Source organism: Streptomyces sp. NPDC015532 (assembly GCF_043078065.1).
Classification (GTDB): domain Bacteria; phylum Actinomycetota; class Actinomycetes; order Streptomycetales; family Streptomycetaceae; genus Streptomyces.
On the sequence record NZ_JBIBSY010000003.1, the window covers coordinates 542099 to 568101 of the forward strand.

The following is a 26003-nucleotide window of genomic DNA, read 5'->3' on the forward strand; positions in this document are numbered from 1 at the left end:
CCGGCGATGGCACGGGACTACTACGAGGTGCTCGGCGTGTCGCGGAGCGCGAGCCAGGACGAGATCCAGCAGGCGTATCGCAAACTCGCCCGCAGGTACCACCCCGACGTCAACAAGGACCCCGCGGCGGAGGAGCGTTTCAAGGACCTCAACGAGGCACACAGCGTCCTGTCCGATCCCAAGACCCGGGCCCGCTACGACCGCTTCGGCGAGGACTTCCGCAAGATCCCCGAGGACTTCGACGAACGGGTCGCGGCCGGAGCGGGCGGCGGCTTCCGCGGTCGGGGGACCGCGGGCGCGGGCGGCCCCCGTGTCCGATACGCCACCGGCTTCGGCGACGACTTCGGCGCGGAGGGCATTGACATCGAGGACCTGCTCGGCTCCATGTTCGGAGCCGGCGCCGCCCCGGGCGGCGTCCCCGGCGCGGACCAGGAGGCCGAGCTGCCGCTCACCGTCGAGGAGGCGTACCGAGGCGGCCGGCGCACCGTCACGCTCGCCGGTCCCACCGGGCAGCCGCGGCGGTACGAGGTCGACGTGCCGCCGGGCGTCACCGACGGGCAGCGCATCCGGCTGGCGGGTGAGGGCGGCCGGGGCAGTCGTGACGCCGCCGCGGGCGACCTGTACCTGCGGGTGCGTATCCAGCCCCACCCCCGGTTCCGGCTGGACGGCCGCGACGTGCACATCCAGGTCCCGGTCGCCCCCTGGGAGGCGGCCCTGGGTGCGACCGTGCCGGTGCCCACGCCCGGCGGCAGCACGGCCAAGGTCACGGTGCCCGCGGGCTCCTCCAGCGGCCGGCGGCTGCGGCTGCGTGGCGAGGGCATGCCGAACCCGCGCGGCGCGAACGGCGACCTGTACGCCGAACTCCGCATCATGGTGCCGCCCACGCTCAGCGACCGGGAGCGCGAACTGTTCGAGGAGCTCGCCGCCACTTCCTCGTTCGACCCCAGGAGGACGCGATGAACGACCGACCCGCGGGAGCGGCAGGCACCGGCTGGGCCGGCGGGGGCGCCCGTCCGGTACGAACGGGCGCAGACATCACCGCCACGACGGCTGTCCGGTACGCGCTCGTGCCCGCCCCCCGGCTCTCCCTCGACGCCGTGGCCCGTCTCTCGGGCCTCCACCCCGATCTGATCCGCCGGTTCGTCGCCCTCGGCCTCATCGACGCCGAACGCGACGCCGCGGGGCACCTGGTGTTCGACCCCACGGCCCCGGCGGCCCTTGCCCGCATCCAGCGGCTGCGCACCGGACTCTGCCTCAACTACGCATCCATCGGCCTGGTGCTCGACCTGCTCGACCGCATCAGCCTGCTCGAAGCCGCCCTGCGCGGCCGCGGCACGAGGAGTGAAACACCCCCATGGACATGAACCGTCTCACCCAGAAGTCCCAGGAAGCCCTCCAGGAGGCCCAGACCGCGGCCGTCGGCATGGGGCACACCGAGGTCGACGGGGAACACCTGCTGCTCGCACTCCTCGATCAGGAGGACGGTCTGATCCCGCGGTTGCTGCAACAGGCCGGCACCGAGCCGATGAAACTGCGCGCTGCCGTGCGCGAGGAACTCTCCCGCCGCCCGAAGGTCACAGGCCCCGGCGCGGCACCCGGCCAGGTCTTCGTCACCCAGCGCCTCTCCCGGCTGCTCGACGCCGCCGAACGGGAGGCCAAACGCCTCAAGGACGAGTACGTGTCCGTGGAGCACCTGCTGCTAGCCCTGGCCGAGGAGAGCTCTTCGACCGCCGCCGGGCGACTTCTCAAACAGGCCGGCATCACCAGGGACTCGTTCCTGAGCGCGCTCACCCAGGTCCGCGGAAACCAGCGCGTCACCTCCGCCAACCCCGAAGTGGCCTACGAGGCTCTGGAGAAGTACGGCCGCGACCTGGTCCTCGAGGCTCGGTCCGGGCGGCTGGACCCGGTCATCGGCCGTGACGCGGAGATCCGCCGCGTCACCCAGATCCTCAGCCGCAAGACGAAGAACAACCCCGTCCTCATCGGCGACCCCGGCGTCGGCAAGACCGCCATCGTCGAGGGCCTGGCCCAGCGCATCGTTCGCGGCGACGTCCCCGAGGGCCTGCGCGACAAGACGGTGTTCGCCCTCGACATGGGCTCCCTGGTCGCCGGTGCCAAGTACCGCGGCGAGTTCGAGGAACGCCTCAAGGCCGTGCTGTCCGAGGTGAAAGCCGCCCAGGGGCGCATCCTGCTCTTCGTCGACGAACTCCACACCGTCGTAGGAGCGGGCGCCGCCGAAGGGGCCATGGACGCGGGCAACATGCTCAAGCCGATGCTCGCCCGCGGCGAACTCCACATGATCGGCGCCACCACCCTCGACGAGTACCGCAAGCACATCGAGAAGGACGCCGCCCTCGAACGCCGCTTCCAACAGGTCCTGGTCGGCGAGCCGAGCGTGGAAGACACCATCTCCATCCTGCGCGGACTGCGCGAACGCCTGGAGGTGTTCCACGGCGTGAAGATCCAGGACACCGCGCTGGTCTCCGCGGCCATCCTCAGCCACCGCTACATCACCGATCGATTCCTGCCCGACAAGGCCATCGACCTCGTCGACGAGGCGTGCGCCCGGCTGCGTACCGAGATCGACTCGATGCCCGCCGAACTCGACGAGATCACCCGCCGCGTCACCCGCCTGGAGATCGAGGAAGCGGCCCTGTCCAAGGAGACCGACCCCGCCAGCAAAACCCGCCTGGAGGAGCTGCGCAGGGAGTTGGCCGACCTGCGCGGCGAGGCCGACGCCAAACACGCCCAGTGGGAGGCCGAACGGCAGGCGATCCGCCGCGTGCAGGAACTGCGCCAGGAACTGGAGCAGGTCCGTCACGATGCGGAGGAAGCCGAACGCGCCTACGACCTCAACCGCGCCGCCGAACTCCGCTACGGCCGACTCCAGGACCTGGAGCGCCGACTCGCCGCAGAGGAGGAGCAACTGGCCGCCAAGCAAGGGCAGAACCGGCTGCTGCGCGAGGTCGTCACCGAGGAGGAGATCGCAGAGATCGTCGCTGCCTGGACCGGCATCCCCGTCTCTCGCCTCCAGGAGGGCGAACGCGAGAAGCTGCTGCGCCTCGACGACATCCTGCGCGAGCGTGTCATCGGCCAGGACGAGGCCGTCAAGCTCGTCGCCGACGCCATCATCCGCGCCCGCTCCGGCATCCGCGACCCTCGCCGCCCCATCGGCTCGTTCATCTTCCTCGGCCCCACCGGCGTCGGGAAGACCGAGCTGGCCAAGACCCTCGCCCGGACTCTGTTCGACTCCGAGGAGAACATGGTCCGCCTCGACATGAGTGAGTACCAGGAGCGGCACACCGTCAGCCGGCTCATGGGCGCACCGCCCGGATACGTCGGCTACGAGGAAGGCGGCCAGCTCACCGAGGCCGTACGCCGCAAGCCGTACTCGGTCGTGCTGTTCGACGAGATCGAGAAGGCGCACACCGATGTCTTCAACACCCTGCTGCAGATCCTCGACGACGGCCGCATCACCGATGCGCAGGGCCGCACCGTCGACTTCCGCAACACCGTGATCATCATGACGTCCAACATCGGCTCCGAGCACCTCCTCGACGGCGCCACCGCCGAAGGTGAGATCAAGCCCGACGCCCGCGCCCTGGTGATGGGCGAACTGCGCGGGCACTTCCGCCCGGAGTTCCTCAACCGCGTCGACGACATCGTGCTGTTCAAACCGCTCGGCGAGCAGCAGATCGAGCGGATCGTGGAGTTGCAGTTCGACGAACTGCGACAGCGGCTCGCCGAACGCCGCATCACCGTCGAACTCACCGACGCCGCCCGGGAAGTGATCGCCCACCAGGGCTACGACCCGGTGTACGGGGCCCGGCCACTGCGCCGCTACATCTCCCACGAGGTCGAGACACTGGTCGGACGCGCCCTGCTGCGCGGCGACGTCCAGGACGGCGCGACGGTCCGCGTCGACGCCGAACACGGAGAGCTGGTGGTCACCTACGACCAGCCCGAGGACGTGAAGGGAGCTCGGGCGGCATGAGCACGATGCAGGCGACGACCGTCAGTTGTCCCAACTGCGGGCGCACCAACCGGGTGCCCGTGGCCGCGGAGGGCCGCCCCAGGTGCGGCCACTGCAAGCAGCCCCTGCCGTGGATGGTGGACGCGGGCGACGACGACTTCACCGAAGTCGCCGAGCGGGCCGACGTCCCCGTCGTGGTCGACCTGTGGGCCACCTGGTGCGGCCCCTGCCGCATGGTCAGTCCCGCGCTGGAGAAGGTCGCCACCGATCTCGCCGGCCGCATCAAACTCGTCAAGGTCGACATCGACAAGAACCCGCGGCTCGCGCAGCGTTTCGAGGTCCAGGCGGTACCGACACTGCTCGTCCTCGACCAGGGCGAGACGGTCGCCCGGCAGGCGGGGGCGGCGCCCGCCCCCGCTCTGCGCCAGTGGGTGGAACAGTCGATCACGGCCCGGGAAGGGAGATCCGGATGACTCTGCACGCAGACCCCCACCTCGCGCTTGTCCGGCCGGTCCAGCCGCTGACCCCAGAAGGGTGTCAGGAGTGTCTGCTCCTCGGCTCCCCGTGGGTCCACCTGAGGCTCTGCCTGACCTGCGGGCACGTCGGCTGCTGTGACTCCTCGCCGAACAAGCACGCGCGTAGGCACGCAGCTGCCGACGCCCATCCGATCGTGCAGTCGTTCCAGCCCGGCGAGGATTGGCGCTGGTGCTACGTCCACGAGGCGTTCGTCTGATGTCCGGCGACCAGTCGCTGCCGGGCGGAGAACCGGTGCCGGAGGAAGCGGACGAGGCCGTCTTCCGGGAGACCCCGGACACCTGCGGCGCGTATCCGCGCCTGACGGAGGAGCAGACAGCACGTCTGGCGGAGCACGGGCAACGCCGGAGCATGGCTCCGAACGACGTGCTGATCCAGGAGGGGGAGCGCTGCGAGACGTTCTTCGTCGTCCTCAGCGGTACCGTCGCCGTCGTCGAGGGCTACGGCACTCCCGAGGAGCACGTGCTGCGCGTGCACGGCCCCGGTCGCTTCATCGGCGAACTCGGGCTGCTGAACGGGCAGGTGGCCTTCTACACCGCTGTCGCCAGGGAGCCGGGCGAGGTCCTCGTCGTCCCCTTGGACCAGTTGCGCCACCTGGTGTCCCAGGACTCCACCATCGGGGACGTCGTGCTGCGCGCCTGTCTGGGACGTCGCGCGCTGCTCGTCGGACAGGGTGTCGGCTTCCGCATCATCGGCTCGCGTTACTCGCCCGACACCAGGCGGCTGCGCGAGTTCGCCGTCCGCAACCGGCTGCCGCACCGCTGGATCGACCTGGAGACCGACGAGGAGGCCGAGGACCTGCTGCGCCGCTTCGGCGTCGGCCCGGGGGAGACACCGCTGGTCATCTGGCGGGACACCACCCTGTTGCGCAACCCCAGCAACGCGGAACTGGCCCGGCTCATCGGCCTGCCGTCACTGCCGGCCGGAAACCGTCACGGCGACGTCCTCATCGTCGGCTCCGGACCCGCCGGCCTCGCTGCCGCGGTGTACGCCGCCTCCGAGGGCCTGAGCACCACCGTGGTGGAGGCGATGGCCGCCGGTGGCCAGGCCGGCACGTCGTCTCGCATCGAGAATCTGCTCGGCTTCCCCGCCGGCATCTCCGGCGCCGAACTCACCGAACGCGCCGTGCTCCAGGCCGACAAGTTCGGCGCCAGGATCAGCATTCCGGTGGAGGCGACCGGTCTCCATCCCAAGGACGAGGACCACTACGTGGTGGCGTTCGCCGACGGCAGCGAGATCGCCGCCCGCGCCGTCGTCCTGGCCACGGGTGCCCGCTACCGCCGGCTCCAGGTGCCCGGCATCGAACGCCTGGAGGGAACGAGCGTCCACTACTCGGCGACCGTCTACGAGGCCCAGCAGTGCCGCACCGACCCGGTGGCCGTCGTCGGCGGAGGCAACTCGGCGGGCCAGGCGGTGCTGTTCCTCGCCGGGTACGCGCCGAAGGTGCACTTGCTGATCCGAGGGCCCAGCCTTGAGGCCAACATGTCCCGCTACCTGGTCGAGCAGGTCGAACGCCACCCGCGGGTGGAGGTCATGCTGCACACCGAGGTCACCGAGGTCATCGGCCAGGAGGCGCTGGAGGAGCTCGACGTGGTCGACAACCGCACGGGCGGGCACCGCCGACTCGCGGTACGGGGCCTGTTCGTCTTCACCGGTGCCGACCCCCACACCGAGTGGCTCACCGGCATCGTCGCCCTCGACTCCCGCGGCTTCGTTCTCACCGGCCCGGAGGCCCAGGAAGCCTGCGCCTACCCCGAGGTGTGGCACGGCCGCGGGCGCTCGTGCATGACCCTGGAGACCAGCCTGCCCGGGGTCTTCGCGGTGGGGGACGTCCGTAGCGGCTCGGTGAAGCGGGCGGCCTCGGCGGCCGGTGAGGGCGCGATGGCCATCCACTTCGTGCACCGGCACCTGGGGCACTCGGCCGCACCCGGCACCACGGGCACGTCCGTTGCCGCGGGCGGCTCGGACGCCTCCCCACGCACACGTCACAAGGAGTCCGCATGGCTCGCATGACGGCTGGCGGGCGATGAGATCACGAGAAGGAAGATGGATGCGATGGCGGTGGCCGTGCCCGTCCGGCGGCACCGCGGTGGCGGTCTGCAGGAAAGGCCCCCGTTGGGCACCCACCCCTCTCAGTCCCCTGGTCGAGGTCGACGAACTGCTCAACCAGGTGAGCGGCCTACTTGAGCCGCCTACGGCCGTGGGGCGAGCTGCTCGCCCGAGCCTCGAATGATCAGTCTGGTGGGGACGGTGACGGTGCGGGCGCGGGAGCGGTCGCCGTCGAGTCGGTTCAGGGCGGTGGTCGCTGCCGTTCTGCCGATCTCTTCGGGGTCCTGGGCAACGACAGTCAGGGCCGGTTCAAGGGCTTCGGCTAGTACCAGGTCGTCGAAGGCGACGACGGCTACGTGCTTGCGTTCGGTGCGGGCCAGTTCGGCGACGATGCCGAGCGCCATGATGTTGTTGCCGGCGAACAGGGCGGTGGGGGGGTCGGCCTGGTCGAGGAGCTGGGAGGTCGCGGTCGCGGCGCCCTGCTGGTCGTGGGCGTTGGTGACCAGTGAGCGGTCGTAGGGGAGTCCGGCTTTCTGCAAGGCCGAGCGGTACCCGGCCAGACGCTCACGGCGGGTGTACAGCTTCTCGGGAAGGTCTCCGACGAAGCCGATCCGCCGGTGTCCGTGGGTGATGAGGTGGGCGACACCCTCATGGGCTCCGGCCCGGTTGGAGCTGACGATGCTGTCCGTGGCGAGGTCCACTCCCGGGCGGTCGAGAAAGATCACGGGAAGGCCCGCCGCGCGGTGGGTCTTGAGGTGGGAGTGGCCGGCGCCGACGGACGGCACGACCATCAGGATGCTGACGCGGCGGCCGAGGAACTTGTCCGTCAGGACGCGTTCGCGGTGAGGGTCGTCCGCTGAGGAGCCCATGAGGAGAGTCAGTCCGCGCTCGCGGACAGTGTCCTCGATGCTTCTGGCCACGGTCCCGAAGAAGGGGTTGGCGAGGTCGGGAATGACCAGGCCGATGGTGGTGTCCGGGCCGCCGACGCGGATGTTGCGCGCCATGAGGTTCGGCTGGAAGCCGAGTCTGGCCACGGCGGCGAGCACCTGTTCTCTGGTCTGCGCTGAAACGGGGCCGTCCTCGTTGAGGACACGGGACACCGTCTTGGCGCTGACGCCTACCTCTTGGGCGACGTCGGCCAGAGTGGGTCGGCGGCTTGCTGCCATCAAATGACCGTTCCTCGTGGGCTCGTTGGTTCCGGCCGCGGTGGCGGCCGGAACCCTGGAATGCTGAAGTCAGTGCGCTTGGACTCCGGCGGCCTTCGCGGCCTCCGAATCCGCTACGACAGTATCTCCGGCCTCGTCGACGGTAAGCGCGCCGGTCATGATGGAGACGACCTCGGCCATGGAGTAGTCGGAGGGCTTGATCAGGGCGGCTCGCCGTCCCAGCCGGTGCACGTGGATCCGGTCGGCGATCTCGAAGACGTGGGGCATGTTGTGGCTGATCAGGACGACCGGCATGCCCTTGTCGCGGACGCGACGGATGAGGTCCAGGACCTGGCTGGATTCCTTGACACCGAGGGCGGCGGTGGGCTCGTCCATGACGACGACGGAGCGGGCCCAGGCGACGGAACGGGCGACCGCGACGGCCTGCCGCTGCCCGCCGGACAGCGTCTCGACCGACTGCGTCAGCGACCGCAGACCGATCTTCAGGTCGGCCATGTGCTCAGCGGCCTCCTGGCGCATCCGTTTCTTGTCGAGCATGCGGAACACATTGCCGAGGACGCCGGGGCGGCGCAGCTCGCGGCCGAGGAACATGTTCGAGGCAATGTCCATCGAGGCGGCCACGGCCAGGTCCTGGTAGACCGTCTCGATGCCTTGGGCGCGCGCGCTCTGCGGGCCGGAGAAGGCGATGGGCTCGCCGTTGAGGCGGATCTCGCCGGCGTCCGGGGCCACCGCACCGGTGAGGGCCTTGATCAGGCTGGTCTTGCCGGCGCCGTTGTCGCCGATGACGGCGAGGACCTCGCCGGGCAGCAGGTCGAAGTCGGCGCCGTCGATGGCGGTGACCTGGCCGTACCGCTTGACCAGACCGCGGGCCTGCAGAACGGGCGTGGGGGAGGAGGAGGTGGCGGTCATCGGACCTTCTTCCGGGAGATCTGGTCGACGGTCACCGCGAGGATCACCAGAACGCCGGTGATCAGGGTCTGATAGATGGAGGCGACGCCCATCAGCTGAAGGCCGTTGCGGAACACGCCGACGATGAGGACGCCGACGAAGGTGCCAAGGACCGAGCCGCGGCCGCCGAAGAGGCTGGTGCCGCCGAGGACCACGGCGGTGATGCTGTCGAGGTTGTCGGTCTGCCCGGCCTGGGGGTCGCCGACTCCGGTGCGGGATATGAGCAGCAGGGCGGCGATGCCGTACAGCAGGCCGGCCACGGTGTAGATGCCGATGGTCAGGCGGGAGGTGCGGATGCCGTTGAGCCGGGCGGCCTCGGCACTGTTGCCCAGGGCGTAGACGTGCCGCCCCCAGCCGGTGCTGCTCAGCGCGTAGGCGAGGAGCAGGAACAGGGCGATGGTGACCAGGGAGCCGTAGGTGATGTCGGTGTGGCCGAGCGGGAAGGTCTCGCCGAGGGCCGTCAGCGGGCCGGGCAGGTTGGTGACCGTCTGCTCCGCGGAGTAGATGTGGGTCAGTGCGAACGCCACGTTGAGCATGCCGAGGGTCACGATGAACGGGGGCAGCGGGATCTTCTGCACCAGCAGCCCGTTGAGCAGGCCGAAGCCACCGCAGACGGCCAGGCCCAGCGCGATCGCGACGAGCGGGGGGACGGAGCCCTCGGCCGCCATCTTGGCGATCACGATGCTGCCGAACGCCATCACCGCTCCGTTCGACAGGTCGATCCCCGCCGTGAGGATGATCAGGGTCTGGCCGATGGCGAGGGTGCCCACGACCATGACCTGCTGCACGATCAGCGAGAAGTTCCCGCCGGTCAGGAACTGGTCGGTCGAGAGGGAGAAGAAGGCACAGGCCAGGAGGAGGGCGACCAGGGGTCCGGTGGTCGGTGCGGCGAGCAGTCTGCGCGCCGTGGTCGGTGCTTTGAGCTCCGAGTAGGGCGTTGTCGTGGCTGTCATGCGAAGTCCTTGGTGGAAGACAGATGTCCTTGTGGCCGGCAGCGAGGGCGAAACCCTCGCTGCCGGGACAGGGGGCGGTCGGCCTGGGCGGGGAGTGGGGCCGACCGCCCCGCTGAGGGGAGTGGCGTGGGTGGGGCGGCTCAGCCCCAGCAGTTCTCCAGGCCGTAGCCGGTGTCCTTCGACGTGGCCCCGTCCTGTGCCTTGTCGCTGATCAGGGTGACGCCCGTGTCGGTGTAACCGGATGCCTTCTTGCCGTCCTTGGCGTACGTCACGACGGCCTTGACGCCCTCGGCGGCCATCTTCAGGGGGTACTGCTGGGACGTGGCGGCGATCTTGCCGTCCTTGACGGCCTGGGTCCCGGTGCAGCCGCCGTCGACGGACACGATCAGGACGTCCTTCTCCCGGCCCTTCGCCTTGAGCGCGGTGTAGGCGCCCAGGGCAGCCGGTTCGTTGATGGTGTAGACGACGTTGATGCCGGGTGCCTTCTGCAGGCAGTTCTCCATCGCGGTCTGTCCCTTGGCCTGGTCGCCACCGGTGTCCTGGGAACAGACAACGGCCGGGTCCTTCTCGCCGATGCCGAAGCCCTTCAGGAAGCCGTTGTGCCGCTGGACTCCGACGGAGACACCCGGCGCCAGGTCGAGGGTGGCTATCTTCGCCGTCTTGCCCTTCATGGCGGCCTTGGCGTACTCGCCGATCAGTTCGCCGGCCTTGAGGTTGTCGGTGGCGAAGAGCGCGTCGACCGCGTTTTGCGGGTCGGTCGGGGTGTCGAGGGCGATCACCAGGACACCCTTGGCGCGGGCCTTCTGGATGGCGGGCACGATCGCCTTGGAGTCGCTCGGGGTGATCAGGATGCCCTTCACGCCGGAGGCGACCATGTTCTCGATGGCTGTGACCTGACCGGCGTTGTCCCCGTCGAACTTGCCTGCCGCGGTGGACAACTGGGCGCCGTTCTCCTTGGCGGCCTTCTCCGCACCCTCCTTCATCTTCACGAAGAACGGGTTGGTGTCGGTCTTGGTGATCAGGCCGACCTTAACGCTGCCCGAGCCGGAGCTCGTGGAGCCGGAGCCGGAGCCGGAGCCGGACCCGCAGGCCGTCAGGGTGAGGGCCGCAACGCCGGTGACCGCGGCGGCTCTGAGGAGGGAGGAAGACAGACGAGTGGTGCGAGACACGATCGACTCCAGTGGGATAGCGAGAGGCGCGGGGATGGGATCAGAGCAGGCCGCCTGGGTGTCATCGTTGACTTATGTCATCGTTGACACTGCCTGGCGAGGATGATGGACTGCGGATCCCGGCAACGTCAATGCCTTCCGCTCGTCATAATTCGGCAACGTCCGCGCCTGTCGCCTCCGCGCAGTCGGTCGGCCGCCGTGCCGCCGCACGGCCCCCTTCCCGGTCTTGAACCGTTCCGAGAGAGAGCAGCAGCCCATGAGCCCGCGTCAGATCACCGTTCTGGGAGAGTGCGTCGCGGACGCCTTCACCGAGCCGGCAAACACCGCGAACGAACTCGCCCTGCGAGTGCTGCCCGGCGGCGGGCCTGCGAATACGGCCGTGGCCCTGGCCCGGCTGGGCGTGCCGACCCGATTCCTCGCGCGCCTGTCCGGAGACGTGTTCGGCCGCATGTTCCGGGCTCACCTGGAGGCATCCGGCGTGGACCTGTCGGACGCCGTCGCCGCAGCCGAGCCCAGCACGCTGGCCGTGGCTGAACTGGATGCCGCTGGGCAGGCCGCGTTCTCCTTCCACGCGCAGAACACGGCGGACTGGCAGTGGGCCCCCGGGGAACTGGCCGGAGTGGACCTGACCGAAACGGCCTGCGTGCACACCGGCTCACTGGCCCTGGTCAGCGAACCTGGCGCGGCTGCGGTCGAGGAGTTCCTGGCAGCGGCCTCCCCCCGGGTCACCATCAGCATCGATCCCAACGTCCGGCCACTGCTGGTCGATCCCGAGGTCTACCGCGCAAAGCTCGCACACTGGTGCGGCCTTGCCGACATCCTGCGTCTGAGCGAGGACGACCTGGGCATCCTCCTGCCAGGCACCCTGCCCGAGCGGGCATGCGACCTCTGGCACGCCGCGGGAGCGCGGCTCGTCGTGATCACCCTCGGCGCCGACGGCGCCCTGGCCTCACTCGACGGCCAGCGACTGCTGGTGTCCGGGGCGGCCACGCGGGTGGTCGACACGGTGGGCGCCGGAGACTCCTTCACGGCCGGGCTGCTGCGCCATCTCGCTGCCCGCGGACTCCTCGGCGGCCGACTGGACGCTCTCGGTCTCGACGATGTCGCGGAAGCCTGCCGGTTCGGTGCCCAGGTCGCGGCCCTGACCTGCTCGGTCGCCGGCCCCAACCCTCCCTGGCGCAACCAACTGGAACAGCTCGCGACCGCCGGAGGCGCCTGACGGCCGGGGGAGCGGCGCCGGGCAATCCCGCCCGACCCGTTGACGCATCGGCCGGATCGCGCTCATCATCGGGCCACTCGATGTCATCGATGACACAAGTCAACGATGACATTCCTGGGCCGACGGCATGGACGAGGACGCCGACCCGGGCATCACCTTTCAGCCGGTCCCAGCCAGAGCCCCCAGGCTCTGCCGGCGGACGGCCACACCACAGGAGACACCATGAGCTCTGGACGTGTATCCCGGCATGCCCGCACACGGATGATCGCGGCGGTAGCGACCGTCTGCGCACTGTCCGCTGCCCCGCTCGCCCCCCGTGCCGTAGCCGCAGACACCTCGCCCAACACGGAGACCTACCGGCCCCAGTTCCACTTCACGCCCGAGAAGAACTGGATGAACGACCCCAACGGCCTCGTGTACTACCAGGGCGAATACCACCTCTTCTACCAGTACAACCCCAACGGAAACTCCTGGGGCGACATGTCCTGGGGCCACGCGGTGAGCAAGGACCTCGCGCACTGGAAGCAGCTTCCGCTCGCCTTGGCGCACGACGACAAGGAGATGGTGTTCTCCGGCAGCGCGGTCGTCGACTGGGACAACACCACCGGATTCGGCACCAAGAAGAACCCGGCCATGGTTGCGATCTACACCAGCTACTCCAAGTCCACCGGCATCCAGGCCCAGTCGCTCGCCTACAGCACCGACCGCGGCCGCACCTGGACGAAGTACCAGGGCAATCCCGTCCTGGACATCGGCTCCAAGGAATTCCGCGACCCCAAGGTCCAGTGGTACGCGCCCACCAAGAGCTGGCTGATGACGGTGTCGCTGTCCACCGAGCACAAGGTGAGGTTCTACTCGTCCAAGAACCTCAAGGACTGGAGCCTGCTGAGCGACTTCGGACCGTCCGGCGCCACGGGCGGCGTATGGGAATGCCCCGACCTGTTCCCCCTCGCGGTCGACGGCGACAAGAAGAAGATCAAGTGGGTCCTGGTCGTCAACATCAACCCCGGCGGTATCGCCGGAGGTTCGGCCGCCCAGTACTTCATCGGCGACTTCGACGGCAAGAAGTTCGCCGCAGATGACAAGGGCACCTACACCCCGCCACCCGGCAACGTGATGCAGGACTTCGAAGGCACGGACTTCGGTTCGTGGACGAGTACGGGCACCGCGTTCGGCCAGGCGCCGACAGCCGGGGCAGTGGAGGGGCAGGGCACGGTCGCCGGGTTCGACGGCAAGGGTCTCGCCAACAGCTTCCACTCGGGTGATGCCACCACCGGCACGCTGACCTCGCCCCCTTTCACCGTCGACAGCAAGTACCTCAACTTCAAGGTCGGCGGCGGCCGGCACCCGCACATGCCGGGAACCGCCATGGAGCAGGGCCCGCCGCCCGCCGGCACGGTCATCGCCGACTTCGAGGGCGGCACGTACGGTGACTGGACGACCACCGGGGACGCCTTCGGCACCACACCGGCCACCAGCACGCTCCCCAACCAGATGGAAGTCTCCGGTTTCCTGGGGAGCGGTCTGGCCGACAGCTTCCTGAACGGCGACTCCACCACCGGCACCCTCACCTCGCCCGCATTCACCATCGACAAGGACTACGTCAACTTCCTCATCGGCGGCGGCAACCACCCTGCCGACTCCGACAACCCCACCGCGGTCGAGCTCCTCGTCGACGGCAAGGTGGTCCGCAGCACCACCGGACAGGACGGCGAGGCACTCAACTGGGCCTCATGGGACGTCCGTGACCTGGCGGGCAAGAAGGCACAGATCAAGATCGTCGACGACAACACCAGCGGCTGGGGCCACCTCAACGTCGACCACATCATGCTCTCCGACACACAGGCCCAGCCCGTCTCCCAGGAGGCGTCCGTCAACCTGATCGTCGACGGCAAGGTCGTCCGCAGTGCCACCGGCTCGAAGAGCGAGACCCTGGACTGGGCCTCCTTCGACATGCGCCCCTACGCCGGCAAGGAAGCGCAGATCCAGATCGTCGACATGAACACCGCCGGCTGGGGTCACATCCTGGCCGACCAGTTCACCGCCGCCGACACGGCCGCGCAGTCCGTCGTGCAGCGCGCCGACTGGGCCGACTACGGCAAGGACTACTACGCGGCCGTGTCCTGGGAGAACGCGCCGGGCGGCAAGCGCTACATGATCGGCTGGATGAACAACTGGGACTACAGCGGAGCCATCCCCACGTCCCCCTGGCGCGGCGCGCAGAGCATCCCCCGGGAGATGGCCCTACGCACCATCGACGGCCGCATCCAGCTGACCAGCAAGCCCGTGAACAGCGTGACGTCCCTGCGGCAGAAGCATCCAGCGTCCGCGGCCGACGTCACCGTCAAGAACACCTCCAAGAACCTGATCGGTCCCGCGGCCAAGGGCAAGGCCCTCGACATCGAGGCGACGTTCTCCCTCAAGGACGCCGAACGCTTCGGCCTGAAGGTACGCACCGGCGCAGGCGGCGAGGAGACCGTCATCGGCTACGACGCCACGACACAAGAGCTGTACGTCGACCGCACCCACTCCGGCGCCGTCGACTTCAACACCAGCTTCCCCGGCGTCCAGACCGCACCGCTGAAGGCCAAGAACGGCAAGGTGAAACTGCGTATCCTCCTCGACTGGTCGTCCGTCGAGGTCTTCGGCGGCAGAGGCGAGGCCGCGATCACCGACCAGATCTTCCCGGACCCTGCCAGCCAGGGCGTGCAGGTCTTCGCCGAGAACGGCTCGGTGAAGCTGGACAGGGCCGTCGTCTGGCACCTCGACTCCATCCACAACTGATCCAGCCCACGACCGACAAGGACACGACACCGTGAGGAAAACCCTGCTCGCCGAGTTCACCGCCCGCGAGGGAGCCCAGGACGAGATCGTCAGCCTGATCGGCGACTACGCCCTGAAGGTGCGGGAGGAAGAAGGCAACATCGCCTTCGACGTCTACACGAAGGAAGCCGACCCGCGCGCTTTCTGGATCTTTGAGGTGTACCAGGACGAGGACGCCTTCCAGGCGCACCTGAACGCCCCGTACGGCGGCCCTTTCAACGCCGCCCTCAGCCCGTTGGTCGAAGAGGATGCCTCCGTGCTGACCTTCCTCGATCCGCTGGCGTAACGGAACCCGGCCCACCTCCCGGACGCGGCGAACACCACGGCACACATCCAGCGACCACGAAACCAAGCGAGGGGGATCCCTCGCAGAACGGCGCCGCGCCCTCACGGGGCGTGCGGCACTGCGGGCAGAACTGTCGACACGAACGTGCTGCTCGATGATCCAGACGTGGCGATCTACACGCCACTGCTGGGGAGGCGGTACATGGTCCACCTGCTGCCCGTTGTTCTGCGGGAACTGGACGATCACAAGCTCGCCGGCCGCAACCTCGATGTCAGGGAGGCGGCGAAGAAGGCCGACCGCCGCCTGAAGGGTCTACGAACTGACGAAACGTGCTGCGCGGTGTACGGGTAGCCGGTGATGTGTACGCCGTCTTCGAGCACATCGAGCCCAAGGGTGACGGGCTGCCGAACTGGCTCGATCTGGACGTGCCCGATGACCGCTTCGCGGCTTCCACCCTGCTGCTGCAGTCCCGGCATCCCGGCTCCGCCGTCTACGTGGCCACCAGGGACATCAATGGTCCGCGTGGTATCGGCGGATACGCCGCTGGAGTTGGAGAGCGTTGGGGACGGCGTAGTTGATCTGCCTGCGACTGGAATGACGGCCGTTGATGACCTCCAGCGTGTCCGGATGAGGCGCCAACGGATCGTCTGGCAGGTCGGATTGCGCGTCGAGAGCGTCAGCCAGTTCACGCAGCTGACGGGCGTGGCGCGAGAGATCGGGCATGGGCTGCTCCAGTCCGGCCCACTAGTCGACTAGTCGATGAGACGAGTGTCCGCGAACGAGAGAAGCGTTCGCGGACACCCTGAGAGATGAACACCGCGTCACCGCTTGCGACGGGTTGCCGTCGCGGTGGTCGCTCAGTGGTCGGAATAGCTGAAGTCGCCCACGGTCCAGGCGCCGACGTCGGCGATCGCCACGCGGTACATCCCGCCCGTCTCCGGGATCCCCACCGTGCCTTGCAGGATCCGGGCGACATGGAAGTGCAGATGCGTGGGCGGCCCGTTCTTCGCGGGGGTGTCGAAGACGGCTGAGAATTCTCCCAGGCGGGCGGAATCCGTCAGCACGTCCGACACCCTCTGCCGCCACACCGCTTCGGGAGCAAGCCGGCCGGTGATGACAGCACCACCGATGACCACGGTCAGGGACATCTGGTTGCTCTGCCCGGACTCCACCAGGGCGGCGACGTCAACGAGCAGCTCGTCAAGCTTCGACATGCGCCGATTATATTGACTGGCCACCCTGACGCCGGGCCGCTGGGTGCGGATCATGTCGTCGTACAGGGTGCCCCGCAACGTGATGCGCCGCGCGGGCTCGTCGGTCTCGACGCTGCCCGCCGCACATGCCCCGGACCTTTCGCCCTCTCGCCCCGGCAGTGACGTGTGCGGCCTCCGTCGCCGTCGAGGCCGCTTACCTCCTAGCTGAACGCGTGAAAATCTATGTTGGCTGGAGTAGACATTGGGAGATCGTCTGGCTATGGTTTCTCTCGTAGTCGAGATCAGCAGTGCCTGGCAGACACGAACTGCCAGGCAGCGGTACAGGTAGTTGGAATGTGCAGGACGGTGCGGTGGTGGAGCTCCGAAGCCAGGGTTGTCGCAGGACGGCGACGGGGCTGACGACCGGACCGGGCGGCCCGCAGTGATCAGGGGCCGCCGCGAGCAGGACCGCAGTTGAAGTTGCAGTACCCGTCAGTGCAGTTCGCGGTATCCAGCAGTGAAGGTATGTGAGTGGTTCCTCGGTGAAGGCGTCGGCTGCGGGCGCGCGCACCGGGAGGTTCGGCAGTGGGGTTCCAAGCCAGAGCAGACGCAGGACGGGCGACGGGGCTGGCTGCCGAAGAGTGGCGCTGTCACAGGTCACCGAGCAGGTCGCATCACCAGCAGTACGCGGTAGAGCAGTACCAGTAGTGAGTTGATCCCAGAGGGAAAGAACGGAGGAGCCGAGCGCCATCAGGATCGCCCGGGCGGAATGGCTGAGCCCGGGTACCGCAGGACATCGATAGTGAGGTGGTCTCCGGTCGAGCAACCGCGATCCCCGCAACCCCGACAGCATCTCAGTCGGGTCTGCGGAAACAGTAGGCCGGCGCAGTATCAGGGCCGGCAGATGGTGTAGCAGTTCCTTCGGGGCCCTGGCGCGAACAGCGCCGGGGCCCCTCCACGCGTTTCTCGGAGAGGTGCAAGTGACAGCAGACGACTCGTTCGGCCGGCTCGACGACGACGATTACCCCGCCTACACCATGGGCCGGGCCGCAGCGTTGCTCGGCACCACCCAGGGCTTCCTCCGCGCCCTCGGCGAAGCCCGCCTCATCACCCCGCTCCGCTCCGCCGGGGGGCACCGCCGCTACTCCCGCTACCAACTGCGCATCGCCGCCCGTGCCCGCGAGCTCGTCGACCAGGGCACCCCCATCGAGGCCGCCTGCCGCATCATCATCCTCGAAGACCAGCTGGAAGAAGCGCAGCGCATCAACGCCGAACACCGCCGGACGGCCGGACCGTCCGGTCCGCCCGTGTCCTGAGACGCTGCGTCCGGGTTCCGACGGATCCCGCACACACATGCCGGGGTGTGACGCGCGGGTCGTTCTGTCCGTCGGCCGGCCGTGCGGGTCCCTGACCATGGAGACGTCCACGACGGACGGCCGCGGGGGATACGGCTGATCGTCCGCCGGGTGCAGCCCTCAAGGCGGCGGTTCGCGAAGCCGACCGCCTCCCGGCCCTCCACGACGTCGATCACCTCGCCGCCGCCGAGCCGGACACCCTGCGCTTCGGGCTCTGCCACCTGCCCACCGGCCCGCCCTCGAAGGACAGAGATCATTACGGGCGCACCGTCGATCGGACCGAGTTCACGCCACTCGTGAAGAATCGAGGTCAGCTGTGGATTAATAGCTACGACCGCGAGGTGAGGGTTTACCGACCCGTGCCGAGAGTGTTTTTACCGCAGCGAGCAGAATGGAATTCTGTAACGCACACCGGCCAGTACGGCATGCTACTGTCGATCTGAGTTGCAGTCTTGGTTCCCAAACTTCAAACGCCTCCAACGGTACTTTCAGCCGGTGGAAGCGTTTTTGTATTTCCGGTCATTCCGGGGAGGGTGTCATCGCGGCGACCCGGTATCTGCGCATTGCGGGTCCCGGCGCACTGCCCCAAAGGAGATATGGCATGGCATCTGGCACCGTGAAATGGTTCAACGCGGCGAAGGGTTTCGGATTCATCGAGCAGGACGGCGGAGGCGCCGACGTGTTCGCCCATTTCTCGAACATCGCCTCCCAGGGCTTCCGTGAATTGCTCGAAGGCCAGAAGGTCACCTTCGACATCGTGCCGAACCAGAAGGGCCCGACGGCGGAGAACATCGTTCCCGTCTGACGCCGACGCGCACTCCGCAGCGGGGGCACGCACCTCTCGGGGTGCGCGTACCCCGCTGCGGGCATTTACCGCCTGCATGCGTACCGAATTCATCGCAGGCCAGATCTGCTTTCGTATTCTCTTCGACTCGTTCTTGTGTTTCCCGCACTGCTCATGCGCGACGGGAATTCCTTGACATGTGCCCTACTGAGGAAGGCTAGGAATGAACCCTGCACCTACGGACGACCGCTTTCGCCGCAGGAACAACGTCACCGTCACCGGCCGTGCGGACGGGCCGGTGCTCCTGCTGGCGCACGGGTTCGGCTGTGACCAGAACATGTGGCGATTGGTGGTCCCCATGCTGGCCACGGACTTCCGGGTGGTGATGTTCGACTACGTGGGCTCCGGCCGCTCGGACCCTTCGGCCTGGAGTGAGCAGCGCTACAGCTCGTTGGAGGGCTATGCCTCGGATGCGCTGGAGGTCTGTGAGGAGTTGGACCTGCGGGATGTGATCTTCGTGGGGCATTCGGTCAGTGCCATGGTCGGGGTGCTCGCGGCGGCGAGGGCGCCGCAGCGGTTCTCCCGCCTGGTGATGGTGGCTCCCTCGCCCCGCTACATCGACGAGGACGGGTACCGGGGCGGTTTCAGCGCGGACGACATCGACGAGCTGCTGGAGTCACTGGAGTCGAACTATCTGGGTTGGTCCGCCGCGATGGCTCCAGTGATCATGGGGAACGCGGACCGGCCGGAACTCGGGCAGGAGCTGACCACCTCGTTCTGTGCGACCGACCCGGACATGGCCCGGGTCTTCGCGCGCACGACGTTCCTGTCCGACAGCCGCGCCGACCTCAAGACGGTCGCGATGCCGACGCTGGTCCTGGAATGCGAGCAGGACGTGATCGCCCCGCGCGAGGTCGGTGCCTTCGTCAACGACGCGATCCCGGGCAGCCGCCTGGTCACGCTGGAAGCGACGGGGCACTGCCCGCAATTGAGCGCACCGCAGGCCACCGCGGCGGCGATCGCCGACTTCATAGAAGTGGCCCGCTGATGGGCTGCGGCGATCAATGTTTGGACGAGGAGCAAGACATGGAAGCCACCGACGCGGCCTTCACTGCTCTGCTGGAGGACAGCGCGGAGGAACTGTACGAGCAGGCGCCCTGTGGCTACCTGTCAACGCTGATGGACGGCACCATCGCGAAGATCAACACCACCCTTCTGGAGTGGCTGGGTCTTTCGCGGCGGCAGGTGGTGGGGCGGATGCGGTTCGCCGATCTGCTCACCGTGGGCGGCAAGCTCTACCACGAGACGCACTTCGCCCCGCTGTTGCAGATGAACGGCGAGGTCAGCGGCATCGCCCTGGACATCAAAGCCACTGACGGGCAGCGGTTGCCGGTGCTCGTCACGTCGAAGGTGAAGACCGGCGAGGACGGCGGACCGCTGCTCGTCCGCACCACGATCTTCGATGCCCGGGACCGCCGCGCCTACGAGACCGAGCTGCTGCGCGGACGTCAGGCGGCCGAGGAAGCACGCCGGCAGGCCGAGGCCGACCGCGAACGACTCCAGGAAGCCCTCGCCGTCCTCCAGCAGAACCTGCTGCCCGCCGAACTGCCCGAAGTCCCGGGCCTGGAAGCCGGCTCCTACTACCACACCGCCTCTCCGGATCTTCTCGGCGGAGACTTCTACGACCTGTTCCCCCTCGACGCGGACCGGTGGGCGTTCTTCCTCGGCGACGTGTGCGGCAAGGGCCCCCAGGCCGCCGCGGTCACCTCACTGACCCGCTACACGCTGCGGGCGGCCGCCCTGCACGACCCGGACCCCGTCACCGTGCTGAGCACCCTGAACACCGTGCTGCACGAGCGGTACACCAGCGGCGACACCCGCTACTGCACCGCCATATTCGGCGTCCTCAACCCCGCCGACGACCACGTCAGCGTGCACTTGGCCTCCGGCGGCCACCCCTCCGCACTGATCCAGCACGCGGATGGCACCGCGGACTATCTGCCCACCCCCGGCGGCATGCTCATCGGCGTCCTGCCCGGCGCACAGTTCGAAACCGCGCGCAGCCGGCTCTTCCCCGGCGACACCCTGCTGCTCTACACCGACGGCCTGACCGAGGCCCGCACCGGGCCCGATCGCGAGCTGTACGGCGAGGACGCCCTGCGCGCCTTCACAGCCGCCCAGCCCGCAGCGGGCTCGCAGGCCCTGATCACCGCCCTGACCGGGCTCCTCACCGGGTTCGGTGACGGACTTGACGACGACACCGCGCTGCTCGCCCTCGGCGTGCCCGCCCCGCTGCCCACCCCGCGAGTGAAGACCTGAGATGAGCCCGCTGACGATCACCTACCGAGACGCCGCCACCGGTCCCGTACTCGAGATCACCGGTGACCTCGACTACGAGAGCGCCCCAGATCTCCGCAGGAGCCTCGACGGTCTCACCCTGACCGGCGGCCAACTGCTGGTCCTGGATCTGGCAGGCCTGGAATTCTGCGACTCCAGCGGCATCACCACTCTGCTGGCCGCCCGTAACCTGGCCACCGAACTGGGCGGCGGCATGGCCCTGGCCGCGGTCCCCGCCAATACCGCCCGCATTCTGTCCATCATCGGTCTGGACCGGGTCTTCACCATCCACCCAGACGCCTCGACGGCCACCACCCCCCGCTCTGCGGGAGGCTGATCCGGCCCCGGGGCTCCGCGTTCGGGCCGGACGCAGGGCGCCGAGGCTTCGAGAACCCGGTCCGGCTAGGTCGTGGCCGGGCTGAGGGCGATGCCGGCGGTGATGCGTTTACCGACGGCTGTCCTTTCAACGGTGACGCTCTGGGCCAGGGCTGTGACGATCTCCAGGCCGTGCCGGCCGATGCGTTCCGGATCCGGGGCCTTGGCGGTCGGCAGGACGGGGTTGCTGTCCCAGAGTTCGACCCGCAGCACGGGGCCGGTGATCCGCAGGTGCAGAAGCGCCGGTCCGGGGGCGTACGTGCGGGCGTTGGTGACCAGTTCGCTGACGATGAGCTGGACGATCTCCACCGTGGCCGTCACGATGGGGACGCCGTAGCCGTCTCTCAGCCTTGTCAGAAAGGCCGTCGCGAGACGGCGGGCCTGGGCGATGCGGGAGCCGTCGCCGTCCAGCGCGAGCGAGGTCTCGAACGGCGAGGCCGCGTCGGGCTCCCCGCCTCCGTGACTTTCTGATGTTTTGCCCATTTCCACCCCTTCCGTCTCTCGGCCTGGTACCCCTCCCTGTGTCCTGCACACCCGCGGTGGAGCTGACCTCTTCGACAAGTGCGAGCGCGCTTCGCCGCTCCGGTGAGCCCGGCTCAGGACTCGCGGGCCGAGGGCCGGGGAGGGGAGGAGAACTGGCCGGCCGCCCGTTTTCGTGAACCTTTTCATCCTCTCCTCAGAGTCTTCACCCGCCCTGTCGGGGCCCCGGGCGGGGCCGTGCTCCTCTGGCGCATCCGCGGCCTCGCGGGGCTCTGGCCTGTGCTTTTTGTCAGGTGAGGCGGTTGTCTCCGTCGGGGGCGAGAGCGTCACTGTCGCGGGCTCCGGAGCTGTAGGCGAGTGAAATGCCTGTTCGGAGGCGGTTCGAAAGGAGGGTGGGTTGCCAGTGATGGTCCTGGTGGAGGATGGTTGCCGTAGGGCAACTTTCTTCGACCGGATGAGGTGAGGGGTTCGCGTAGCGGGCCTTCGTATTTGTGACTTCCGCCCAGCAGGAACATGCCGTGAGCGTCGATGCTCCGGCTCATGTGCCATGGACGTCTGTGCCCTACCCAGTCCTTATCGCGGATCCCGCCGGTGCGGTGCGCCACGTCAACGCCCAGGCCGGCGGACTCTTCCCCGGGATCCGCTCCGGTGCTGCCATGGCCGGGAGCGTGCCGACCTGGCTCGCGGACGCACACGCACGCCAGGTGGCAGACGGCCCGAGCGACAACGTCCAGGTGTCTGGTCCGGTGGGGGAGAGGACCTTTGAGGCTCATCCCACCGTGCAGGACGACGGGGACGTCGTGTGGTGGTTCGTGGACGACACTGATCACCGGCTGGCCCGTGAAGGGCTGCGGATGGAGCGTGAGAGGACCGCTTTCCTCGCCGAAGCCTCCAACACCTTGCTCTCGTCACTGAATCTGGAGCGGTGCATGGACGTGACCGCCCAACTGGCCGCCGAATATCTCGCGGACGCCGCGCTGGTCATCGCGCCGCGCAGCGCCCACCGGCTGCCGGTCGTGGTCTGCCTGCGCGGCGACGGGCCGCGGCGCTTCCAGTGGGACGTCGACCCCGAGGAAGTCCCTGGTCTGGGGGAGGCTCTCCAGGGCTTCCCGCCGGTGCCGTCGCGATGGATCGACCCAGCCTCGGCCCCGGGCTGGCTGGTCCCCGACGGATTCGGCACGGTCGGTTCGATCGTCGTCACGCCGCTGCCAGGGCACGGTGTGCCCGCCGGAGCCCTGATCCTGCTGCGACGCAGCGGGGAGACCGCGTTCAGTGAGGCGGAGGAGGTCTTCGCCCGTCTGTTCGCCGCCCGCGCCGGCGCCGCGATGTCCGCGGCACGCCTCTACGCCGAGCAGTCCTCTCTCTCCCGGACCCTGATGCAGGACCTGCTCCCGCCGGTCCTGGGCCAGATCTCGGGAGTGGACTTCGCAGGCGGCTACCGGCCGTCGAAGGACCACGAGCGGATCGGTGGCGACTTCTACGACGTCCACCCCGCCGTCACCGACGGTGAAGCGTCCTTCGCGGTCCTGGGCGATGTCTGCGGCAAAGGCCTCGAAGCCGCCGTCCTGACCGGAAAGATCCGCAACACGCTTCAGGCCCTGCTGCCCATGGCCGATGACCACCAGCGCGTGATCGACCTCCTCAACGGCGCTCTCATCAACTCCCACCACACCCGATTCGCCACCCTCGTCATGGCCTCCGCCGTGCGCAAGGCCGGTTCCGTACGCCTTCAGGTGACCAGCGCCGGACATCCGCCGGCCCTGATCGTGCGAAGCGACGGCACCGTGGAGGAAGGCAGCTCCCGCGGCACTCTCGTCGGGGTCTTCCCCACGGCCCGCGCGACGACCGCTCACGAGACCCTGGCTCCTGGTGAGTTCTGCGTGCTGTTCACCGACGGCATCACCGAGGCCAAGGGCGGCCCGTTCGGCGACGAGATGTTCGGCGAGAACCGGCTGAAGGACGCGCTGGCCCGGTGCGCGGGAATGCCGGCGGAGGCGATCGTGGAACACGTGCAGATGCTCGCCTCCCAGTGGGTGGGATCCGCGACGCACGACGACATGGCCGTCATGGTCATCGCCGCTCCCCGTTCCCACCACCTCAGCGCGGTGGACGGCCGTACTCGGGGCAGGTTCACTGCATGAGCCCTACCTCCACCGTCTCCCTGGAGCACCGGATCGACCAGCTGTGGGAGGCGGTCTCCCTCGGCGACGAGCAGGCCGCCACCCGTACGGTCTTCGGCGCGCTGGAGGACGGCACGCCGGCGGAAAGCGTGCTCCAGGACGTGATCGCGCCCGTTCAGCGCAAGGTCGGCGAGGAGTGGGCCGCCAACCGCCTCACCGTCGCACAGGAACACGCCGCCACCGCGATCAACGACCGGGCCGTCGCCGCACTCTCGTATCACTACGCCGCCCACACCGCAGTCGGCCGGGGCACGGTGATCGTGGCCTGTGTGGACGGGGAATGGCACGGCCTGCCCGCCCGCCTCCTGGCCGAAGTCCTCAAGCTGCGCGGCTGGACGGTCGACTACCTCGGTGCTCAGGTCCCCACCAGCCACCTGATCACGCACATCCACCAGACCGGTCCCGAAATGGTGGCGCTCTCCGGCTCGATCGCGACCCGCCTGCCGACCGCACACGCCACGATCACCGCGGTCCAGGCCACCGGCACCCCCGTCCTCGTCGGCGGGGCCGCCTTCGGTCCGCACGGCCAGTACGCCCGCCTTCTCGGCGCCGACGCCTGGGCCCCGGACGCGACGACCGCTGCGGACCGGCTCGACCAGGGACCGCTGCCCCGCCCGGCACCGGCGCACCAGCCCATCGACGACCTGCCGCACCTGGCCGACCAGGAATACACCATGGTCGCCCGCACCCACACCCGCCTGGTGCGCGCGGTCATGGGCGCACTGGAAGAACGCTTCCCCGCCATGCGCGACTACACCGCCCGGCAACGCCAGCACACGGCCGAGGACATCGCGCACATCGTGGACTTCCTGGCCGCCGCCCTCTACACCGGCGACCCGGAACTCTTCACGGACTTCCTCACCTGGACAGCCGGAATCCTCAACGCGCGCAGCGTCCCGGCCCGTTCCCTCATTCCGGCCCTGGACATCCTGAGCGAGCAGCTCAAGGACTTCCCCCGGGCCACTCTCATGCTCACTCAGGCCACCGACTGCCTCACCGGGACAAGGTCCGTGATCGCCTCCGACTCCAGGAACACCGCATGACGCCTCCCTTCGGATTCGAACCCACCCCTTTCCGCCTGACCACCGCACCCAGCCCGGACGAGGACGTCCTGATCCTGGAGGTGCACGGGTTCCTCGACCACGGCTGCGCCGAGTACTTCCTGGCTGCCGCGACCGAGCACCTCGAAGGCACGCCCGGCCTGCGTGCCGTGCACCTGGACTGCGGCGACTTGGACGGCCTCGACTCCATGGGCCTGGCCATGCTGCTGATGCTCCACCGCCGCTCCACCGCCGCACACGTCACCCTCCACCTGGACGCCCGGCCCCCTGCTCTCGACCGGATGCTGGACATCACCGGCACCCTGGACCACCTCGTCCCCCACCACGTTGCCACGACGAGCGGTCACGCCGAGCCCCACCGCATGGCATATCGTCATACGTCAGAAGACGACATACCCCTCGACCGCGCCGGCCAAGGGCACCGGCCCTCCGGATCGGACTCCAGCGGCTGACGTCCCAACCCTGCGTGTGTCACCGGCATCAGGGACCAGGCCCCTCGGATGGGAACCCGCATGACCGAGCGCACCCGCCCCACCCTCGATCCCGTTCGCGCCGCGGCCCGCCAGGCCGGCAGCATCGCCGAACTCCTCGACGTCATGTGGGAACAGGACCGCGACGCCCCACCCCCCTACATCCCCGTCTCCCAACTCCGCGTGATGTACATCGTCGACCGTGAGAACGGGATACGCATGCGAGCCCTCAACCGGCTCCTGGGCGCCGCGCCGCCCTCGGTCTGCCGCCTGGTCGACCGCCTCCAGGCCCTCGGCTTCGTCGAACGCCGGCCCTGCCCGGACAGCCGCCGCGAAGTCACGCTCTCCCTGACCGGGGCAGGCCGCAAGCACCTGGCCCGGATCCGTGAACGCCGCGACCACCTCCTCGTCCAGGCCCTCGACGGCATGCCGGGCCGGCAGCGCACCGCACTGACCGAAGCCCTCGCCGGACTGCAGCAGGCACTGGTCGACCAGCCCATGCTCCGCCTTGCCCCAGAGGACGCCCCACCCGTCCCCCTGCCGCGGGACACAGCCCGATCCGCCTGACATTCGTACCCGCCATCGCAGCAGCCCAGTTGTGGCCGAAGACCCCCATCAGCGGTCGAAGCACGCCACGCAAGGCGGGCA

The 26003-nt window shown here is 68.7% G+C and carries 27 protein-coding genes; 21 read left to right on the plus strand and 6 right to left on the minus strand.

The features are described from left to right. The first annotated feature begins 6 nt into the window (after positions 1 to 6). The 6 genes from ACF07B_RS13640 to ACF07B_RS13665 are packed head-to-tail and all read left to right on the plus strand — an operon-like array spanning position 7 to position 6520. A complete protein-coding gene (locus ACF07B_RS13640; protein WP_392179082.1) occupies positions 7 to 960 on the plus strand; it encodes a DnaJ C-terminal domain-containing protein in 954 nt (317 codons plus the stop codon). Next, positions 957 to 1364: a chaperone modulator CbpM gene (locus ACF07B_RS13645; RefSeq protein ID WP_392179083.1), complete on the plus strand. Its 408-nt coding sequence runs from the start codon at positions 957 to 959 to the stop codon at positions 1362 to 1364. Before ACF07B_RS13640 ends, ACF07B_RS13645 begins: the two co-directional genes overlap by 4 nt. Next, positions 1355 to 3994, plus strand: coding sequence for an ATP-dependent chaperone ClpB (gene clpB / locus ACF07B_RS13650; protein ID WP_392179084.1), 2640 nt, complete (start codon positions 1355 to 1357; stop codon positions 3992 to 3994). Before ACF07B_RS13645 ends, clpB begins: the two co-directional genes overlap by 10 nt. Beyond that, the gene (trxA, locus tag ACF07B_RS13655; RefSeq protein ID WP_392179085.1) at positions 3991 to 4446 is read left to right on the plus strand and encodes a thioredoxin; all 456 of its coding nucleotides are present in this window, start codon (positions 3991 to 3993) and stop codon (positions 4444 to 4446) included. Before clpB ends, trxA begins: the two co-directional genes overlap by 4 nt. Beyond that, positions 4443 to 4706: a UBP-type zinc finger domain-containing protein gene (locus ACF07B_RS13660; protein WP_097227389.1), complete on the plus strand. Its 264-nt coding sequence runs from the start codon at positions 4443 to 4445 to the stop codon at positions 4704 to 4706. Before trxA ends, ACF07B_RS13660 begins: the two co-directional genes overlap by 4 nt. Then, positions 4706 to 6520 (plus strand): FAD-dependent oxidoreductase, encoded by a 1815-nt coding sequence (locus tag ACF07B_RS13665; protein ID WP_392179086.1) that lies wholly within the window; start codon positions 4706 to 4708, stop codon positions 6518 to 6520. Before ACF07B_RS13660 ends, ACF07B_RS13665 begins: the two co-directional genes overlap by 1 nt. A gap of 179 nt (positions 6521 to 6699) precedes the next feature. Here the strand turns inward: ACF07B_RS13665 and ACF07B_RS13670 are convergent, their stop codons facing one another. The 4 genes from ACF07B_RS13670 to ACF07B_RS13685 form a co-directional block, all read right to left on the minus strand. Then, the gene (locus tag ACF07B_RS13670) at positions 6700 to 7722 is read right to left on the minus strand and encodes a LacI family DNA-binding transcriptional regulator (protein ID WP_392179087.1); all 1023 of its coding nucleotides are present in this window, start codon (positions 7720 to 7722) and stop codon (positions 6700 to 6702) included. Between the two features lie 69 nt (positions 7723 to 7791). Then, positions 7792 to 8631 (minus strand): ATP-binding cassette domain-containing protein, encoded by an 840-nt coding sequence (locus ACF07B_RS13675; protein WP_392179088.1) that lies wholly within the window; start codon positions 8629 to 8631, stop codon positions 7792 to 7794. Beyond that, positions 8628 to 9623 carry an ABC transporter permease gene (locus ACF07B_RS13680; protein ID WP_392179089.1) on the minus strand — a complete coding sequence of 332 codons (996 nt, stop codon included), beginning with the start codon at positions 9621 to 9623 and terminating at the stop codon, positions 8628 to 8630. Before ACF07B_RS13680 ends, ACF07B_RS13675 begins: the two co-directional genes overlap by 4 nt. Before the next feature lie 140 nt (positions 9624 to 9763). After that, complete coding sequence (locus tag ACF07B_RS13685) at positions 9764 to 10792, minus strand: sugar ABC transporter substrate-binding protein (protein ID WP_392179090.1); 1029 nt, start codon at positions 10790 to 10792, stop codon at positions 9764 to 9766. 256 nt (positions 10793 to 11048) lie between these two features. On the opposite strand from ACF07B_RS13685, the gene ACF07B_RS13690 reads away from it, so the two are divergent. The 6 genes from ACF07B_RS13690 (at position 11049) to ACF07B_RS13715 (ending at position 15876) form a co-directional block, all read left to right on the plus strand. Next, positions 11049 to 12011, plus strand: a complete 963-nt coding sequence (locus tag ACF07B_RS13690) for a carbohydrate kinase (RefSeq protein ID WP_392179091.1) — start codon at positions 11049 to 11051, stop codon at positions 12009 to 12011. Between the two features lie 222 nt (positions 12012 to 12233). After that, complete coding sequence (locus ACF07B_RS13695) at positions 12234 to 14795, plus strand: GH32 C-terminal domain-containing protein (protein ID WP_392179092.1); 2562 nt, start codon at positions 12234 to 12236, stop codon at positions 14793 to 14795. Between the two features lie 31 nt (positions 14796 to 14826). Further along, positions 14827 to 15120, plus strand: a complete 294-nt coding sequence (locus tag ACF07B_RS13700; protein WP_392179093.1) for a putative quinol monooxygenase — start codon at positions 14827 to 14829, stop codon at positions 15118 to 15120. Between the two features lie 144 nt (positions 15121 to 15264). Beyond that, positions 15265 to 15471 (plus strand): hypothetical protein, encoded by a 207-nt coding sequence (locus tag ACF07B_RS13705; protein WP_392179094.1) that lies wholly within the window; start codon positions 15265 to 15267, stop codon positions 15469 to 15471. After that, positions 15450 to 15698 (plus strand): hypothetical protein, encoded by a 249-nt coding sequence (locus tag ACF07B_RS13710; protein ID WP_392179095.1) that lies wholly within the window; start codon positions 15450 to 15452, stop codon positions 15696 to 15698. Before ACF07B_RS13705 ends, ACF07B_RS13710 begins: the two co-directional genes overlap by 22 nt. 49 nt (positions 15699 to 15747) lie before the next feature. Beyond that, a complete protein-coding gene (locus ACF07B_RS13715) occupies positions 15748 to 15876 on the plus strand; it encodes a hypothetical protein (protein WP_392179096.1) in 129 nt (42 codons plus the stop codon). Positions 15877 to 15977: 101 nt separating this feature from the next. On the opposite strand, the gene ACF07B_RS13720 is transcribed toward ACF07B_RS13715, so the two are convergent. Further along, complete coding sequence (locus ACF07B_RS13720; RefSeq protein WP_392179068.1) at positions 15978 to 16334, minus strand: hypothetical protein; 357 nt, start codon at positions 16332 to 16334, stop codon at positions 15978 to 15980. A gap of 959 nt (positions 16335 to 17293) precedes the next feature. Between ACF07B_RS13720 and ACF07B_RS13725 the strand changes: the two genes are divergently transcribed. The 5 genes from ACF07B_RS13725 (at position 17294) to ACF07B_RS13745 (ending at position 21126) form a co-directional block, all read left to right on the plus strand. After that, complete coding sequence (locus ACF07B_RS13725) at positions 17294 to 17629, plus strand: MerR family transcriptional regulator (RefSeq protein ID WP_392179097.1); 336 nt, start codon at positions 17294 to 17296, stop codon at positions 17627 to 17629. Positions 17630 to 18269: 640 nt separating this feature from the next. Then, on the plus strand, positions 18270 to 18473 hold the full coding sequence (locus tag ACF07B_RS13730; protein WP_369481060.1) for a cold-shock protein: 204 nt from the start codon (positions 18270 to 18272) through the stop codon (positions 18471 to 18473). Positions 18474 to 18675: 202 nt separating this feature from the next. Continuing rightward, positions 18676 to 19500, plus strand: coding sequence for an alpha/beta fold hydrolase (locus tag ACF07B_RS13735; protein ID WP_392179098.1), 825 nt, complete (start codon positions 18676 to 18678; stop codon positions 19498 to 19500). After that, positions 19500 to 20771 (plus strand): PP2C family protein-serine/threonine phosphatase, encoded by a 1272-nt coding sequence (locus tag ACF07B_RS13740; protein ID WP_392179099.1) that lies wholly within the window; start codon positions 19500 to 19502, stop codon positions 20769 to 20771. Before ACF07B_RS13735 ends, ACF07B_RS13740 begins: the two co-directional genes overlap by 1 nt. 1 nt (position 20772) lies before the next feature. Beyond that, positions 20773 to 21126: an STAS domain-containing protein gene (locus tag ACF07B_RS13745; protein WP_369481063.1), complete on the plus strand. Its 354-nt coding sequence runs from the start codon at positions 20773 to 20775 to the stop codon at positions 21124 to 21126. 65 nt (positions 21127 to 21191) lie between these two features. On the opposite strand, the gene ACF07B_RS13750 is transcribed toward ACF07B_RS13745, so the two are convergent. Further along, positions 21192 to 21647: an ATP-binding protein gene (locus tag ACF07B_RS13750; protein ID WP_392179100.1), complete on the minus strand. Its 456-nt coding sequence runs from the start codon at positions 21645 to 21647 to the stop codon at positions 21192 to 21194. Positions 21648 to 22219: 572 nt separating this feature from the next. Between ACF07B_RS13750 and ACF07B_RS13755 the strand changes: the two genes are divergently transcribed. From ACF07B_RS13755 to ACF07B_RS13770, 4 genes are read left to right on the plus strand one after another with little or no spacing between them, the layout of a single operon-like run. Next, positions 22220 to 23785: a PP2C family protein-serine/threonine phosphatase gene (locus ACF07B_RS13755; RefSeq protein WP_392179209.1), complete on the plus strand. Its 1566-nt coding sequence runs from the start codon at positions 22220 to 22222 to the stop codon at positions 23783 to 23785. Beyond that, positions 23782 to 24867, plus strand: a complete 1086-nt coding sequence (locus ACF07B_RS13760; protein ID WP_392179101.1) for a B12-binding domain-containing protein — start codon at positions 23782 to 23784, stop codon at positions 24865 to 24867. The genes ACF07B_RS13755 and ACF07B_RS13760 overlap by 4 nt, the downstream gene beginning before the upstream one ends. Then, complete coding sequence (locus tag ACF07B_RS13765; protein ID WP_392179102.1) at positions 24864 to 25337, plus strand: STAS domain-containing protein; 474 nt, start codon at positions 24864 to 24866, stop codon at positions 25335 to 25337. The genes ACF07B_RS13760 and ACF07B_RS13765 overlap by 4 nt, the downstream gene beginning before the upstream one ends. 60 nt (positions 25338 to 25397) lie before the next feature. Then, a complete protein-coding gene (locus ACF07B_RS13770; RefSeq protein ID WP_392179103.1) occupies positions 25398 to 25922 on the plus strand; it encodes a MarR family winged helix-turn-helix transcriptional regulator in 525 nt (174 codons plus the stop codon). The last annotated feature ends 81 nt before the right edge of the window (positions 25923 to 26003 follow it).